Origin of the sequence: Streptomyces pseudovenezuelae (assembly GCF_001513955.1) — a bacterium.
In the GTDB taxonomy this organism is placed as follows: domain Bacteria; phylum Actinomycetota; class Actinomycetes; order Streptomycetales; family Streptomycetaceae; genus Streptomyces; species Streptomyces pseudovenezuelae.
In genome coordinates this window covers 178,404-192,442 of sequence record NZ_KQ948152.1, presented here as the reverse complement: position 1 = coordinate 192,442, position 14,039 = coordinate 178,404, and the positions used below count along the sequence as shown (strand labels likewise).

The window sequence follows — 14,039 nt, the reverse complement described above, 5'->3', positions numbered from 1 at the left end:
CAACAGATGTCGACCGACCATTAGCGGGAGGTCGGCATCGACCGGTAGTGTTCGGCATTGCCGAACAGCGGCAGCGACGCCGTAACACTCGGCAGTCGATGGGGACGGAGGCAGCACGGCGATGGCACGGAACATCCAGTCGCTCGAACGGGCGGCCGCGATGCTGCGGCTCCTCGCGGGCGGCGAGCGGAGACTCGGCCTGTCGGACATCGCCTCGTCCCTGGACCTGGCCAAGGGCACCGCGCACGGCATCCTGCGCACCCTCCAGGCGGAGGGGTTCGTGGAGCAGGACGAGGCCTCCGGGCGGTACCAGCTGGGTGCCGAGCTGCTGCGCCTGGGCACCACCTACCTGGACGTGCACGAGTTGCGCGCGCGTGCGCTCGTGTGGACCGACGACCTGGCCCGTTCCAGCGGGGAAAGCGTCCACCTGGGCGTGTTGCACCAGCAGGGCGTGCTGATCGTGCACCACGTCTTCCGTCCCGACGACAGCCGGCAGGTGCTGGAGATCGGGGCCATGCAGCCCCTGCACTGCACGGCGCTCGGCAAGGTGCTCTCGGCGTACGACCCGGTCGCGCACAGCGAGGCGCTGGAGAGCGACCGCAAGGCCTTCACCGACCGGACCGTGTGCGAGCTGACGGAGTTCGAGCAGATCCTCGACGTCACGCGCGCGCGTGGGTACGCGGCGGACGTCGAGGAGACCTGGGAGGGCGTCGCGTCGATCGCGGCGCCCATCCACGACCGGCGGCGGATGCCGGTCGGCGCGGTCGGCATCACGGGCGCCGTGGAGCGGCTGTGCCGGCCCGACGAGGAGGGCGCGCTGCGTCCGGAGCTGATCGCGGCGGTGCGGGACTGCGCCCGCGCGGTCTCGCGGGACCTGGGTGCCGGGCGCTTCTAAGACCGCAGGTCAGGGCTGGTACGTCGGTGACGTGCCGGCCCTTCGTCGTGCCTTCCGTCGCACTCTGACATAACGTCACAAATCGCCGAAACAAGATCGTTGACTCACAGCCGCCGATAACGATCGAGTTTTCGACAACAGAACTCTTGACGTGCGCGTAACCCCGGAGCAAGACTCCCGTCCATCGGTCGGCATTGTCGAACACCTACCGGCAATACGCGCTAGAGTGTGACAACGCCATGGGCCGGTATCGCTCTCACCCCCGAGAGCAGCTCGAACCTCCGGAGGGACCCGGGGTTCGGTCCCCTGGACGAAGGACAAAGGAGTCGCGGGTGTCCAGCTCCGACATCTTCATCGGCGAGACCATCGGTACCGCCATACTCATCCTGCTCGGCGGAGGCGTGTGCGCCGCCGTCACGCTGAAGGCCTCCAAGGCCCGCAACGCCGGCTGGCTCGCCATCACCTTCGGGTGGGGTTTCGCCGTTCTGACGGCGGTCTACACCTCGGCGCCGCTCTCGGGCGCCCACCTCAACCCGGCCGTGACCCTGGCGCTCGCGCTCAAGAAGGACGGCATCTCCTGGAGCGACGTCCCGATCTACTGGGGCGGGCAGCTGCTCGGCGCCATGATCGGCGCGACGCTGGTCTGGATCGCCTACTACGGCCAGTTCCAGGCGCACCTGACCGACAAGGAGATCGTCGGCGCCCCCGGCGCGCAGGCCACGACCGCCAAGGCCGTCGAGGCCCAGGAGAAGGGCGCGGGCCCGGTGCTCGGCATCTTCTCCACCGGCCCCGAGGTCCGGGTCGCCTGGCAGAACGTCGCCACGGAGGTCATCGGCACGATCGTGCTCGTGCTGGCCGTCCTGACGCAGGGTCTCAACGGTGACGGCAAGGGCCTGGGCACCCTGGGCGCCCTGATCACCGCGCTCGTGGTGGTCTCGATCGGTCTCTCCCTCGGTGGCCCGACCGGCTACGCGATCAACCCGGCCCGTGACCTCGGTCCGCGCATCGTGCACGCCCTCCTGCCCCTGCCCAACAAGGGCGGCTCCGACTGGGCCTACGCCTGGGTCCCGATCGCCGGTCCGCTGATCGGCGCGGCGATCGCCGCAGGCATCTACAACATCGCTTTCGCTTAGAACATCCATAGCGGTCGTACAGCAAAGCAGTCGTAGAGCAGTCGTAGACAGTCCCTCACTCACGGATCCCCAGGAGCACACAGTGACCGACGCCCACACCGCCGGCCCCTTCATCGCCGCCATCGACCAGGGCACCACCTCCAGCCGCTGCATCGTCTTCGACCGGGACGGACGTATCGTCTCCGTCGACCAGAAGGAGCACGAGCAGATCTTCCCGAAGCCGGGCTGGGTCGAGCACAACGCCACCGAGATCTGGACCAACGTCCAGGAGGTCGTCGCCGGAGCCGTCCAGAAGGCCGGCATCACCCGCGACGACATCAAGGCCATCGGCATCACCAACCAGCGCGAGACCACGCTGCTGTGGGACAAGAACACCGGTGAGCCCGTCCACAACGCCATCGTCTGGCAGGACACCCGCACCGACGCCCTGTGCCGGGAGCTCGGCCGCAACGTCGGCCAGGACCGCTTCCGCCGCGAGACCGGTCTGCCGCTGGCCTCCTACTTCGCCGGCCCGAAGGCCCGCTGGCTGCTCGACAACGTCGAGGGCCTGCGTGAGCGCGCCGAGCGCGGCGACATCCTCTTCGGCACCATGGACAGCTGGGTCATCTGGAACCTGACCGGTGGTGTCGACGGCGGCAAGCACTACACCGACGTCACCAACGCCTCACGCACCATGCTGATGAACCTCCGCACGCTGGAGTGGGACGAGAAGATCGCCGAGTCCATCGGCGTGCCGCTGTCGATGCTCCCGGAGATCCGTTCCTCCGCCGAGGTCTACGGCGAGGTCAGCGGCGGCAAGCTGGGCGACCTGCTCGGCGGCATCCCGGTCGCCTCGGCGCTCGGCGACCAGCAGGCGGCCCTGTTCGGCCAGACCTGTTTCGCCGAGGGCGAGGCCAAGTCGACGTACGGCACCGGCACGTTCATGCTGATGAACACCGGCGACAAGATCATCAACTCGTACTCGGGGCTGCTGACGACCGTCGGCTACCGCATCGGCGACCAGGCGCCGGTCTACGCCCTGGAGGGCTCGATCGCCGTCACCGGTTCGCTGGTGCAGTGGATGCGCGACCAGATGGGTCTGATCTCCACCGCCGCCGAGATCGAGACGCTCGCGCTCTCGGTCGAGGACAACGGCGGCGCGTACTTCGTGCCCGCCTTCTCCGGACTCTTCGCCCCCTACTGGCGCCCGGACGCCCGCGGTGTGATCGCCGGCCTCACCCGGTACGTCACCAAGGCGCACATCGCGCGTGCCGTCCTGGAGGCCACCGCCTGGCAGACCCGTGAGATCAGCGACGCCATGACCAAGGACTCCGGCGTCGAGCTCGCCGCCCTCAAGGTCGACGGCGGCATGACCTCCAACAACCTGCTGATGCAGACGCTCTCGGACTTCCTGGACGCCCCCGTGGTGCGCCCGATGGTCGCCGAGACCACCTGCCTCGGTGCCGCCTACGCCGCCGGGCTCGCCGTCGGCTTCTGGACCAGCACCGACGACCTGCGCGCCAACTGGCGCCGGGCCGCCGAGTGGACCCCCAACATGGCCGCGGAGAAGCGCGACCGTGAGTACAAGAGCTGGCTCAAGGCCGTCGAGCGGACCATGGGCTGGCTCGAGGACGACGAGAGCTGAGCAGCACCCTCAACAGCTCTGACGAGGAGTAAGAACCCGACATGACCAGTCAGTCCACCCTGCAGTCCGTGCCTGCCCTCGGTACGCACCCGGCCTCCGGCTCCCACCCGAGCCGCGCCGAGACCCGGGAGCAGCTCTCCAAGGCGTCGTACGACCTTCTCGTGATCGGCGGCGGCATCCTGGGCATCTCCACCGCCTGGCACGCCGCGCAGTCCGGCCTCAGGGTGGCACTGGTCGACGCCGGCGACTTCGCCGGCGCCACCTCCTCCGCCTCCTCCAAGCTGCTCCACGGCGGTCTGCGCTACCTGCAGACCGGCGCCGTGAAGCTGGTGGCGGAGAACCACTTCGAGCGCCGTGCGGTCTCCCGCCAGGTGGCACCCCACCTGGCGAACCCGCTCACCTTCTACCTCCCCGTGTACAAGGGCGGGCCGCACGGCGCCGCGAAGCTCGGCGCGGGCGTCTTCGCCTACTCCGCGCTCTCGGCGTTCGGTGACGGCGTCGGCCACCTCCTGTCCCCCTCCAGGGCGGCACAGGACGTGCCCGAGCTGCGGACCGAGAACCTCAAGGCCGTGGCCGTGTACGGCGACGACCAGATGAACGACGCGCGCATGGCGCTCATGACGGTCCGCGCGGCCGTCGAGGCGGGCGCGGTCGTGCTGAACCACGCCGAGGTGACCGGCCTCCGGTTCACCCGGGGCCGGGTGACGGGCGCGGACCTGCGCGACCGGCAGTCCGGCGACGAGTTCGGCGTCAACGCCCGGCTCGTGCTGAACGCGACCGGGCCGTGGGTCGACCACCTGCGCAGGATGGAGGACCCGAACGCGGCGCCGTCCATCCGCCTGTCCAAGGGCGCCCACCTGGTCCTGAAGCGGACCTCGCCGTGGAAGGCCGCGCTGGCCACCCCGATCGACAAGTACCGCATCACCTTCGCGCTGCCCTGGGAGGACATGCTCCTGCTCGGCACCACGGACGAGGAGTTCGAGGGCGACCCGGCGGATGTCGCGGTCACGGAGAAGGACACGGCCCAGATACTCGACGAGGCCGCGTTCTCCGTCCGCGACCAGCAGCTCTCCCGGGACCTGATCACGTACTCGTTCGCGGGTCTGCGGGTGCTGCCGGGCGGGCCCGGTGACACCGCGAAGGCCAAGCGCGAGACCGTGGTCACGGAGGGCCGTGGCGGCATGCTGTCCGTCGCGGGCGGCAAGTGGACCACCTTCCGCCACATCGGCCGTACGGTCATGCAGAAGCTGGAGGCGCTCCCGGGCGCTCCGCTCGGTGACGACTTCGAGCCCATCTCCTCCCTGCCGAAGAGGCTCCCGCTTCCCGGTGTCGCCAACCCGCGCGCGGTCGCGCACCGCCTGCTGGTGGACAACCCGGCGCCGGGTCCGCGCATGGCCGCCGACACGGCGAAGCACCTGGCGACCCACTACGGCTCGCTCGCCTTCGACATCGCGCGGCTGGCCAACGAGAACCCGGAGCTGGGCGAGCGGGTCCACCCGGACGCCCCCGAGATCTGGGCGCAGGTCGTGTACGCCCGGGACAACGAGTGGGCCGAGACGCCGGACGACGTGCTGCGCCGCCGGACGACGCTGACGATCCGCGGCCTGGCCACGGACGAGGTCCGGGCGAAGGTCCAGGACCTGCTCGACAAGAAGTAGCCCCGGGTCCGGTCCCTCCCCGACCGGGACCGGCATCCCGAGAACGGCCCCTCCTCCCCTATGGGGGCCGGCCTGTGAGAGGGGGCGGCTCCCCGCCGACGGAGCCGCCCCCTCTCGTGTGCCTGGTGGTGCGCGATGCCCTCCTGGAAACGGGCGGCACCGAGCAGCGTCCATAATGAGCTGAGACATCCGACGTCTCAGCGCACAGCGGGGCGAGAAGGAGGCCGGAAGACATGGCTGTCACCGACGAGGCGATCGAGAAGATCAAGGGCATGATCGTCTCCGGCGCGCTGCGCCCCGGCGAGCGGCTCCCCAAGGAGAGCGAACTCGCCTCCGAGCTGGGGCTGTCCCGCAACTCGCTGCGCGAGGCCGTGCGGGCGCTGTCGCTCATCCGCATCCTGGACGTACGGCAGGGCGACGGCACGTATGTGACCAGCCTGGACCCGCAACTCCTCCTGGAGGCGCTGAGCTTCGTCGTGGACTTCCACCGCGACGACACGGTCCTGGAGTTCCTGGCGGTGCGCCGCATCCTGGAGCCGGCCGCCACCGCGATGGCCGCCTCCCGGATCAGTGAGCAGCAACTGGACGCGCTGGGCGCCCAGTTGGACAAGCTCGGCGCCAATCCGTCGGTGGAGGAACTGGTCGCCTCCGATCTCGACTTCCACCGCGGGATCGTGCAGAGCTCCGGCAACTCCGTGCTCTGCTCCCTCCTGGACGGCCTGTCCGGGCCCACCACCCGGGCCCGCATCTGGCGCGGTCTGACCCAGGAGGACGCCGTCAGCCGCACCCTGCACGAGCACCGCGCGATCCTGGCGGCCCTGCGGGACCGGGACGGCGAGGCGGCCCGCTCCTGGGCGACCGTGCACATCGCGAGCGTGGAGCAGTGGCTGCGCTCCACGCTGTGAGCAGCCTGTGAGAAGCCCTCGAACGGCATGGTGGCGGGGGGTGTTCCCGGGTGGCGAACGGGGCAGTGATCGTTCACTCCCCCGTGCAAGGGGGCTGCGGGCGCCCCCGCCGGACGCCGTAAGGTTGGTGCGTTAAGCGAGGGCACGTCGGAAGGAGGCGCTGGGTGATCGAGCTCGACGGGGTTCCCGAGCTGATCGACCCGGTCATGGTGGCCGCGTTCGAGGGCTGGAACGACGCCGGCGACGCCGCCTCCACCGCGGTCGCGCATCTGGACAGGGAGTGGAAGGGCGAGGTGTTCGCGGCACTCGACGCCGAGGACTACTACGACTTCCAGGTGAACCGCCCCACGGTGTGGCTGGACGGCGGAGTACGCAAGATCACGTGGCCTACGACGAGGCTGTCGGTGGTCCGCGTCGGCGGTGACAAGCCGCGCGATCTCGTACTCGTCCGAGGTATCGAACCGTCGATGCGGTGGCGCTCGTTCTGCAACGAGCTGCTGGGCTTCGCCCACGAACTGGGCGTGGAGCTGGTGGTGATCCTGGGCGCGCTGCTCGGTGACACCCCGCACACCCGTCCGGTGCCGATCAGCGGGACCACGTCCGACGCGGACCTGGCCCAGCGCATGGACCTGGAGGAGACCAAGTACGAGGGTCCCACGGGGATCGTCGGCATCCTCCAGGAGGCGTGCGCCCACGCGGGCGTGCCCGCGGTGTCGTTGTGGGCGGCCGTTCCGCACTATGTGTCGCAGCCGCCGAACCCGAAGGCGACGCTGGCCCTCCTGAACCGCCTGGAGGACCTGATCGACGTGCGGATCCCGTTGGGCGAGCTGGCCGAGGACGCGCGTGCCTGGCAGGTGGGCGTGGACCAGCTGGCCGCCGAGGACACCGAGGTCGCCGAGTACGTCCAGACGCTGGAGGAGGCCCGGGACACCGCGGAGCTGCCGGAGGCCTCGGGCGAGGCGATCGCCCGGGAGTTCGAGCGCTATCTGCGGCGCCGGGACGGCGGCCAGCCGGGTCAGCCGGGCGGCCACGCGACCGCGGACGGCAGCGACAGTTCGACCTATCTGCGGGACAGCCCCGGCGGACGCACGAAGCCCCCCAAACCGCCGAAGCCGGAGGCGGAGACGGATCCGGGGCGGGCACCCGAGCGGGAACCGGAGACGGACGACGAGGACTCGTCGCCGGAGGAGTGAGCGGATGAGGGCGGTGTACACGCACCGCCCTCTCCGTCCTCTCAGACCTGGTCCACCGCCACCGCGTCGTAGTCGGTGGTGGGCGTGGGCTCCACGTCGAAGCGCGCGTTGGGCAGATACAGGCGCCTGCCCCAGGCGGCCACCGTCGTCGGGATGCGGAAGCGCGGGTCGGTGATGCGGGTGACGGCGGTGCCCCGGGTGCCGGAGTCGTTCAGCCGGAACACGTCGATCGCGTTCTGCTGCTGCTGGACGGCGTAGAGAGTCCGGCCGAGCAGCAACAGGCCGTCGCCGTTGGGGAGTTTCGCCGTGCCGAGGTCGACGGCCCGGGCGGCGCCGGTGCGCGGGTCGACCCGCATGAGGCCGCCGCCGTTCGCGAAGCCGTTCACCACGAGCAGGGCGCGGCCGTCGGGGGTGCGCTCGATGCCGTTGGCCGTGAAGTCGGGTCCCTGCTGCCAGTCCCCGGTCAGCGGTACGGTCGTCACCGCGCCCTTGGCCAGTCGGTACAGCACCGGCTTGAAGGAGTCGGTGAACCAGGCGGCGCCCGGGGTGAGGACCACGTCGTTCACGAAGGTGCCGCCGGTGGCGTACACCTGCTCGGTCGCGCCGGAGCGGGCGTCGACGGTCCGGATCTCGCCGCTGTCACCGCCGGCGAGGAAGAGTCTGCGGCCGTGCCGGTCGATCTTCAGGCCCACGGTCGGGCGGCCGGCGCCCTTGGCGACGATCCCGCCGCGGCCGGTGGCCAGGCTCGCCCGGTAGATGTCGCCGTTCGCGAGCGAGCCGAACCAGGCGTACGGCTCGGAGCCGATGGTGATGCCCTCGGGCTGGAACCCGTCGGGCAGGGGGAACTGCGCGGGCCACGCGGCGTGCCGGGTTCCGGCCGCCTGCGCGGTGCCGCCGAGCAGGGCCGCTCCGGTGAGCGCGGCGGTCGAGGTCAGGAGTGTGCGACGTGCGAAGGAACGGTCTGCGGGTGCCACGGTGCGTCCTTCCGCGAGGGGCCGGCGCGGGGCCGGCCCGAACAGTCAAGCGACGCTCCCACCCCATCACATGGCAGCCGCCTCCACAGCCGTCGGCCGGATTGTGACGTGACATCAGTTTCCGGACGGATTGCGTCCGCCGTACGAAGGGGCGCTCCCTCCTCGCGCAGGGAGCGCCCCTTCGTACGGCGGTACGGCCTTCTAGAGGGCCACGCCCAGCAGCGCGTCCACCGCGCGGGTCACCACGCCGGGCGCGCCCATGTCGTCGCCGCCCTGTTCCTCCTGTGCGGCGGCCCAGCGGTCGACGGCGAGGAGCGCGGCGGGGGCGTCCAGGTCGTTCGCGAGGGCCTCGCGGATCTCCTCGACGAGCGCTTCGGCGGACGGTCCGTCGGGCCGGGAGACGGCGGCACGCCAGCGGCCCAGCCGGGCCACGGCGTCCTGGAGGACCTGGTCGGTCCACTCCCAGTCGGCCCGGTAGTGGTGGGCCAGCAGCGCCAGCCGGATGGCGGCGGGGTCGACGCCGTCGCGCCGCAGCTGCGACACGAAGACCAGGTTGCCCTTGGACTTGGACATCTTCTCGCCGTCGAGGGCGACCAAGCCGGCGTGGACGTACGCCTTGGCCATGGGGAACTCGCCGGTCAGCACCTGGGCGTGGGAGGCGCCCATCTCGTGGTGCGGGAAGACGAGGTCGGAGCCGCCGCCCTGGACGTCGAAGGTCATGCCGAGGTGGTCCAGGGCGATCGCCACGCACTCGATGTGCCAGCCGGGCCGGCCCCGGCCGAGCGAGGCGCCGTCCCAGCTGGGCTCGCCCTCGCGGGCGGCCATCCACAGCATCGGGTCGAGGGGGTTCTTCTTGCCCGGACGGTCCGGGTCGCCGCCGCGCTCGGCGGACAGCAGCCGCATGGCGGCCGCGTCGAGGTTCGAGACCTTCCCGAAGTTCGGGTCGGACTCGACGGAGAAGTAGGTGTCGCCTTCGAGCTCGTAGGCGGCGCCGGCGTCCCGCAGCCGCTCGACGAGCGGCACGATCCCGGGTATCGCCTCGACCGCGCCGATGTAGTGCTGCGGCGGCAGCATCCTGAGGGCGGTCATGTCCTCGCGGAAGAGGACCGTCTCCTTCTCGGCGAGGGCGGCCCAGTCGAGGTTGTCCCGCTCGGCGCGCTCCAGGAGCGGGTCGTCGATGTCGGTGACGTTCTGGACGTAGTGAACCTGGCGCTTCGTGTCGAGCCACACGCGCTGCACGAGGTCGAACGCGTTGTAGGTCGCCGCGTGCCCCATGTGGGTGGCGTCGTACGGCGTGATACCGCAGACGTAGAGACGGGCGACAGGACCGGGGTCGAGGGAGACCAAGCCACCGGTCGCGGTGTCGTGGATCCTCAGGTCGCGGCCCTGACCAGGCAGGGCGGGGACCTCGGAAGCGGGCCAGGCATGCATGTCATGAGCCTAACCGGACGGATGTTCCGTATACGAACCGGACCGGGCCGGATGGCCGGTAAGGCCTTCTTGCGCGGTACGGCCCCTTGTGCAGTGGCACGTCAAACGGGTGGCCAGGGAATGGCGGGCCACTCACCGCTCGGCTCCGGGTGCTTCCCGGAGTCCAGCAGCGCGTCGACACGCGCGCGCGTGGCGTCGATCTCGGCGGGGGTGATCAGGGTGGCGAGCCGGGCGGCCAAGGCGCCCGACAGGGCCTCTCTGAGGCCTTTGAGGACGTCGACCGCCTCCCCCGTCAGCGGTTCGCCCGCCCAGCCCCACAGCAGGGTCCGCAGCTTGTTCTCGACGTTGAAGGTCACACCGTGGTCGATGCCGTAGAGCCGGCCGCCCTCGGCGGGCAGCAGGTGGCCGCCCTTGCGGTCGGCGTTGTTGATCACGGCGTCGAGGACGGCGAGCCTGCGCAGCCGCTCGTCGTCGGCGTGCACCAGGAGGGCGGTCTTCCCCTCGCCGACCTCGGCGAGGCCGATGGCCTTCCAGCCCGGCTCGGGCTCCTCGGCGTCGACCAGGGCGAGCAGCTCACTGCCGGGCGCGCCCTCGATCCACAGCTGGCACATGCCCTCGCCGAAGGGCCCGTCGCGCAGCACGGTGGGCGGCACCAGGCCCCAGCCGGTCGCCTCGGACACCTCGTACGAGGCGACCTCGCGCTGGGCGAGGGTGCCGTCCGGGAAGTCCCACAGGGGGCGCTCGCCGCGGACCGGCTTGTAGACGCACAGGGCCTCCTGGCCCTCGTACGAGACGGAGCAGTGCAGCACCGCGTTGGAGGCGTCCCGGATCTGCCCGCGTACCGTCAGCTCGCCCCGGGCGAGCACCTCTGCCGTGGTCACGCTCCGCGGCGGTATCCGTTCTGGCGCGGACATACGTGTCCTTCCGGGTCGAGCGGGAGGCTGCACAGCGGGCACGGCGGCCGCCCCGCGTTGACGACGTCGAGGGCGCGTTTGGCGAAGGCCCGGGCCTGCGCGCCGGTGAGGCGGACCCGCAGCATCGGGGGTCCGTTCTCCTCGTCCTGGAGGAGCCTCTCCTCGGCCTCGGCGAGGTCCTCCTCGGACTCGGCCTCCAGCTCCACGAGGGCCTGTGCCTCGACGATCATGCGCTGCTCCTCGCCGTCCCAGGCGAGGGCCATGGTGCCGACCCGGAACTCCTCCTCGACGGGGGTGTCCAGGGGCGCGGTGTCGGCGATCTCGGTGGGCGGCACGGCCGGCACGGGTGCGCTGCCGCCGCTGCGGCGCACGACCTCGTCGAGGAGTTCGTCCATCCGCTCGGCGAGGGCGGCCACCTGCGTCTTCTCCAGGGCCACGCTGGTCACTCTGGGGCCGGCCGTGGCCTGGAGGAAGAACGTACGGCGTCCGGGCAGTCCGACCGTGCCGGCCACGAAGCGGTCCGGCGGGTCAAAGAGGAACACCTGACGGGACACGTCCTGTCTCCATTGGATTCGTGAATACGGGAACGACGGGAACGACGGGCTCGTCCGTACGTCAACGCGCTTGTGTGAACCGCTTCACCCTACTGCGCCCGACGATCACGGTGCGCCCGCACCACCACCCACCGGGGCGTCACCGCCCGCGGCCTCCTCGCGCGGCACGAGGGAGGCGAAGTCGCCGGTGTCGCCGAGGCGGACGAGGAAGGGCCGCAGACGTGTGTAACGGATGACGGTGATGGAACACGGTTCGACAGAGATCCTCTGGAAGAGGTCGAGATGAAGTCCCAGTGCGTCGGCGACGAGCGACTTGATGATGTCGCCGTGCGAGCACATCAGATAGACGGCGTCGGCTCCGTGATCGCGCTCCACGCGCGCGTTCCACTCGCGTACGGCCTCCGCCGCGCGCGTCTGCATGGCCCGCATGGACTCGCCGCCCGGGAACGCCGCCGCCGACGGATGCGCCTGGACGACCTCCATGAGCGGCTCGTCCATCAGTTCGGCGAGCTTGCGCCCGGACCAGTCGCCGTAGTGGCACTCCCCGATGCGCTCCTCGCTGTGGGCCCGCAGGCCGGGGCGGGCGTCGAGCAGCGGCTGAATCGTTTCCTGGCAGCGCTGGAGGGGGCTGGCGACGATCTCGGAGATCGGCACCCCTGCGAGCCGTCCGGGCAGCGAGGCGGCCTGTGCGGTGCCGCGCTCGTCCAGGGCGACCCCGGGCGTCCACCCGGCGAGCAGCCCCTCGGTGTTCGCGGTGGATCGTCCGTGCCTGACAAGGATCAACGTGGGCATGCGGCCCAGGGTAGGCGTACGCCGGACTGCGGCGTCCTTCGAGCGACGGGAGAATACGCTCCGTGATCGTTGACTGTGCCATCTACCGGGAGGGACACCGTTCGGAGGGGCCCGAGGACCTGTCGGACGCGCTGGACCGGGCGCGGCTCGCGGGCGGGTTCGTCTGGATCGGGCTGCACGAGCCGACGGAGAAGGAGTTCGAGCTGGTCACCAAGGAGTTCGGCCTGCATCCGCTGGCGGTGGAGGACGCCCTCAAGGCGCATCAGCGGCCGAAACTGGAGGTGTACGACGACTCGCTGTTCGTGGTCCTCAAGCCGGTGGTGTACGAGCCGGACAGCGACACCGTGTCCACCGGCGAGGTCATGCTCTTCCTCGGCGACGCCTTCGTGGTGACGGTCCGTCATGGCGTGGGCTCGCCGCTGAAGGCCGTACGCGAGCGTCTGGAGCAGGAGCCGAAGCTGCTCGGCAAGGGGCCCACCGCGGTGCTGTACGCGGTGGCCGACGCCGTCGTGGACCACTACCTGGAGGTGGCGACGGAGCTGGGGACCGACCTGGAGGAGCTGGAGGCGGAGGTGTTCTCGCCGGACGGCGGCGGTTCGCGGGGCACCGCGTCGCGGATCTACACCTTCAAGCGGCAGGTCCTGGAGTTCCGCCGGGCCACCGTGCCGCTCACGATGCCGCTGACCAGGCTCGCGGGCGTGGGGGCGTACGGCGGGACGGTGCCGTACGTGAACGACAAGGCACGGCCCTTCTTCCGGGACGTCAACGACCATCTCGCGCGCGTGAACGAGTCGGTGGAGGGCCTGGACCGGCTGGTGTCGGACGTGCTGTCGGCGCATCTCGCGCAGATGAGCGTCCGGCAGAACGACGACATGCGGAAGATCTCGGCGTGGGCGGCGATGGCGGCGATCCCCACGATGATCGCGGGGATCTACGGCATGAACTTCGACCACATGCCCGAGTTGCACTGGGTGTGGGCGTATCCGGCGGTGATCGCGCTGATGGCCGTGCTGGAAGTGCTGCTGTACAGGACGTTCAAGCGCCGGGGCTGGCTGTAGCGGGTGCTCAGGCGAACTCGGGGGCGGAGGTGGCGGGTCCGCCGAGGGCGTCGCGGCGCTCCGGCGGCTTCAGGGAGACCATGCGGCGCCAGCCCGCCGCGCGTTCGTAGGCGTAGACGCCGTGGATGCCCGCGGCGAGGACGGCGGACTTGGCGCGGGACCAGCCGAGGATGCGTCCCATGTGGGCCATCACTGCGAGGCTGACGTCCCGGTAGACGCGGATCTCGGCCAGCGCGCATTCCCTGAGCGTGTGCTGGATGGCGCGGCCGTGGCCGGCGCGGGCGAAGCGCAGCAGTTCCTCGTGGCAGTAGGCGAGGTGGTTGTCCTCGTCGCCCGAGATCATCCGTACCGCCCGGCCGAGGTCGGGGTGGTCGGCGAAGTGCTTGCGCAGCAGCTCCATCTGCTCGGAGGCCCGCTGTTCGGTGACACGGCTGTGGGCGAGGTAGGTGACGATGTCGTGCACGGTCAGCGGCTCGTCGCCGCTGAGCTTGTCGTGGGCGAGACCGATGCCGTGCTTCTCCAGGAGCATCGTGTAGTCCGTCTCCGGCGGGACGGGGACGGGTTGGAGACCGCGCTTCTTCATCAGGGCGTTGAAGATCCGCCCGTGCTTGTCCTCGTCGGCGCCGTGCCGGGCGATCTTGGGGGCGAGTTCGCGTTCGCCCGGCGGCACCAGAGCGGCGATGCGGGCGTTCTCCCAGCCGCCCTGCGACTCCCCGCTGGCCGCGATGGAGCAGAACAGCCGGAAGGACTCGTCGTGGTCGAGGATCTCCTGGAACAGACTCTTGGCCGAAAGCATCGTGAGGCACCTCTCTGCCGGACTCCGCGGCAATCCGCAAAGAACGAGTCAAATGCGGCGGGAGGGGTGCTGCAACAGCTGTGTCGGCCGACTCCGCCAAAAGGAGGACCAC

The 14,039-nt window shown here is 70.6% G+C and carries 13 protein-coding genes; 7 read left to right on the top strand and 6 right to left on the bottom strand.

Annotation, left to right across the window (positions count from 1 at the left end):
* The first annotated feature begins 121 nt into the window (after window positions 1-121).
* The 6 genes from AQI94_RS35200 (at window position 122) to AQI94_RS35175 (ending at window position 7,408) form a co-directional block, all read left to right on the top strand.
* Window positions 122-895 carry an IclR family transcriptional regulator gene (locus AQI94_RS35200; RefSeq protein WP_031041276.1) on the top strand — a complete coding sequence of 258 codons (774 nt, stop codon included), beginning with the start codon at window positions 122-124 and terminating at the stop codon, window positions 893-895.
* A 332-nt stretch (window positions 896-1,227) separates the two neighbouring features.
* Window positions 1,228-2,028: an MIP/aquaporin family protein gene (locus AQI94_RS35195; RefSeq protein ID WP_031041279.1), complete on the top strand. Its 801-nt coding sequence runs from the start codon at window positions 1,228-1,230 to the stop codon at window positions 2,026-2,028.
* 82 nt (window positions 2,029-2,110) lie between these two features.
* A complete protein-coding gene (gene glpK / locus AQI94_RS35190) occupies window positions 2,111-3,652 on the top strand; it encodes a glycerol kinase GlpK (protein ID WP_031041282.1) in 1,542 nt (513 codons plus the stop codon).
* Window positions 3,653-3,693: 41 nt separating this feature from the next.
* Window positions 3,694-5,310 (top strand): glycerol-3-phosphate dehydrogenase/oxidase, encoded by a 1,617-nt coding sequence (locus tag AQI94_RS35185; protein WP_031041287.1) that lies wholly within the window; start codon window positions 3,694-3,696, stop codon window positions 5,308-5,310.
* A 233-nt stretch (window positions 5,311-5,543) separates the two neighbouring features.
* Window positions 5,544-6,215 (top strand): FadR/GntR family transcriptional regulator, encoded by a 672-nt coding sequence (locus tag AQI94_RS35180; protein WP_031041293.1) that lies wholly within the window; start codon window positions 5,544-5,546, stop codon window positions 6,213-6,215.
* 164 nt (window positions 6,216-6,379) lie between these two features.
* Entirely contained in the window at window positions 6,380-7,408 is a 1,029-nt protein-coding gene (locus AQI94_RS35175) for a PAC2 family protein (protein ID WP_037941740.1), read from the top strand.
* A 41-nt stretch (window positions 7,409-7,449) separates the two neighbouring features.
* Here AQI94_RS35175 and AQI94_RS35170 read toward each other — a convergent pair whose 3' ends face one another.
* The 5 genes from AQI94_RS35170 to AQI94_RS35150 all read right to left on the bottom strand — a co-directional run bounded on the left by AQI94_RS35170 (window position 7,450) and on the right by AQI94_RS35150 (window position 12,073).
* Window positions 7,450-8,382 carry an SMP-30/gluconolactonase/LRE family protein gene (locus AQI94_RS35170; RefSeq protein WP_031041302.1) on the bottom strand — a complete coding sequence of 311 codons (933 nt, stop codon included), beginning with the start codon at window positions 8,380-8,382 and terminating at the stop codon, window positions 7,450-7,452.
* 201 nt (window positions 8,383-8,583) lie between these two features.
* Window positions 8,584-9,813, bottom strand: coding sequence for a cysteine--1-D-myo-inosityl 2-amino-2-deoxy-alpha-D-glucopyranoside ligase (gene mshC, locus AQI94_RS35165; protein ID WP_031041305.1), 1,230 nt, complete (start codon window positions 9,811-9,813; stop codon window positions 8,584-8,586).
* 101 nt (window positions 9,814-9,914) lie between these two features.
* Window positions 9,915-10,727: an SCO1664 family protein gene (locus AQI94_RS35160; RefSeq protein ID WP_199814304.1), complete on the bottom strand. Its 813-nt coding sequence runs from the start codon at window positions 10,725-10,727 to the stop codon at window positions 9,915-9,917.
* Complete coding sequence (locus tag AQI94_RS35155) at window positions 10,691-11,281, bottom strand: DUF3090 domain-containing protein (protein WP_031041310.1); 591 nt, start codon at window positions 11,279-11,281, stop codon at window positions 10,691-10,693. The genes AQI94_RS35160 and AQI94_RS35155 overlap by 37 nt, the downstream gene beginning before the upstream one ends.
* A 105-nt stretch (window positions 11,282-11,386) precedes the next feature.
* A complete protein-coding gene (locus AQI94_RS35150; RefSeq protein WP_031041313.1) occupies window positions 11,387-12,073 on the bottom strand; it encodes a histidine phosphatase family protein in 687 nt (228 codons plus the stop codon).
* A 62-nt stretch (window positions 12,074-12,135) separates the two neighbouring features.
* Between AQI94_RS35150 and corA the strand changes: the two genes are divergently transcribed.
* Entirely contained in the window at window positions 12,136-13,131 is a 996-nt protein-coding gene (gene corA, locus AQI94_RS35145; protein WP_031041317.1) for a magnesium/cobalt transporter CorA, read from the top strand.
* A gap of 7 nt (window positions 13,132-13,138) precedes the next feature.
* Here the strand turns inward: corA and AQI94_RS35140 are convergent, their stop codons facing one another.
* Complete coding sequence (locus AQI94_RS35140; RefSeq protein ID WP_031041319.1) at window positions 13,139-13,927, bottom strand: ferritin-like domain-containing protein; 789 nt, start codon at window positions 13,925-13,927, stop codon at window positions 13,139-13,141.
* Window positions 13,928-14,039: the final 112 nt, after the last annotated feature.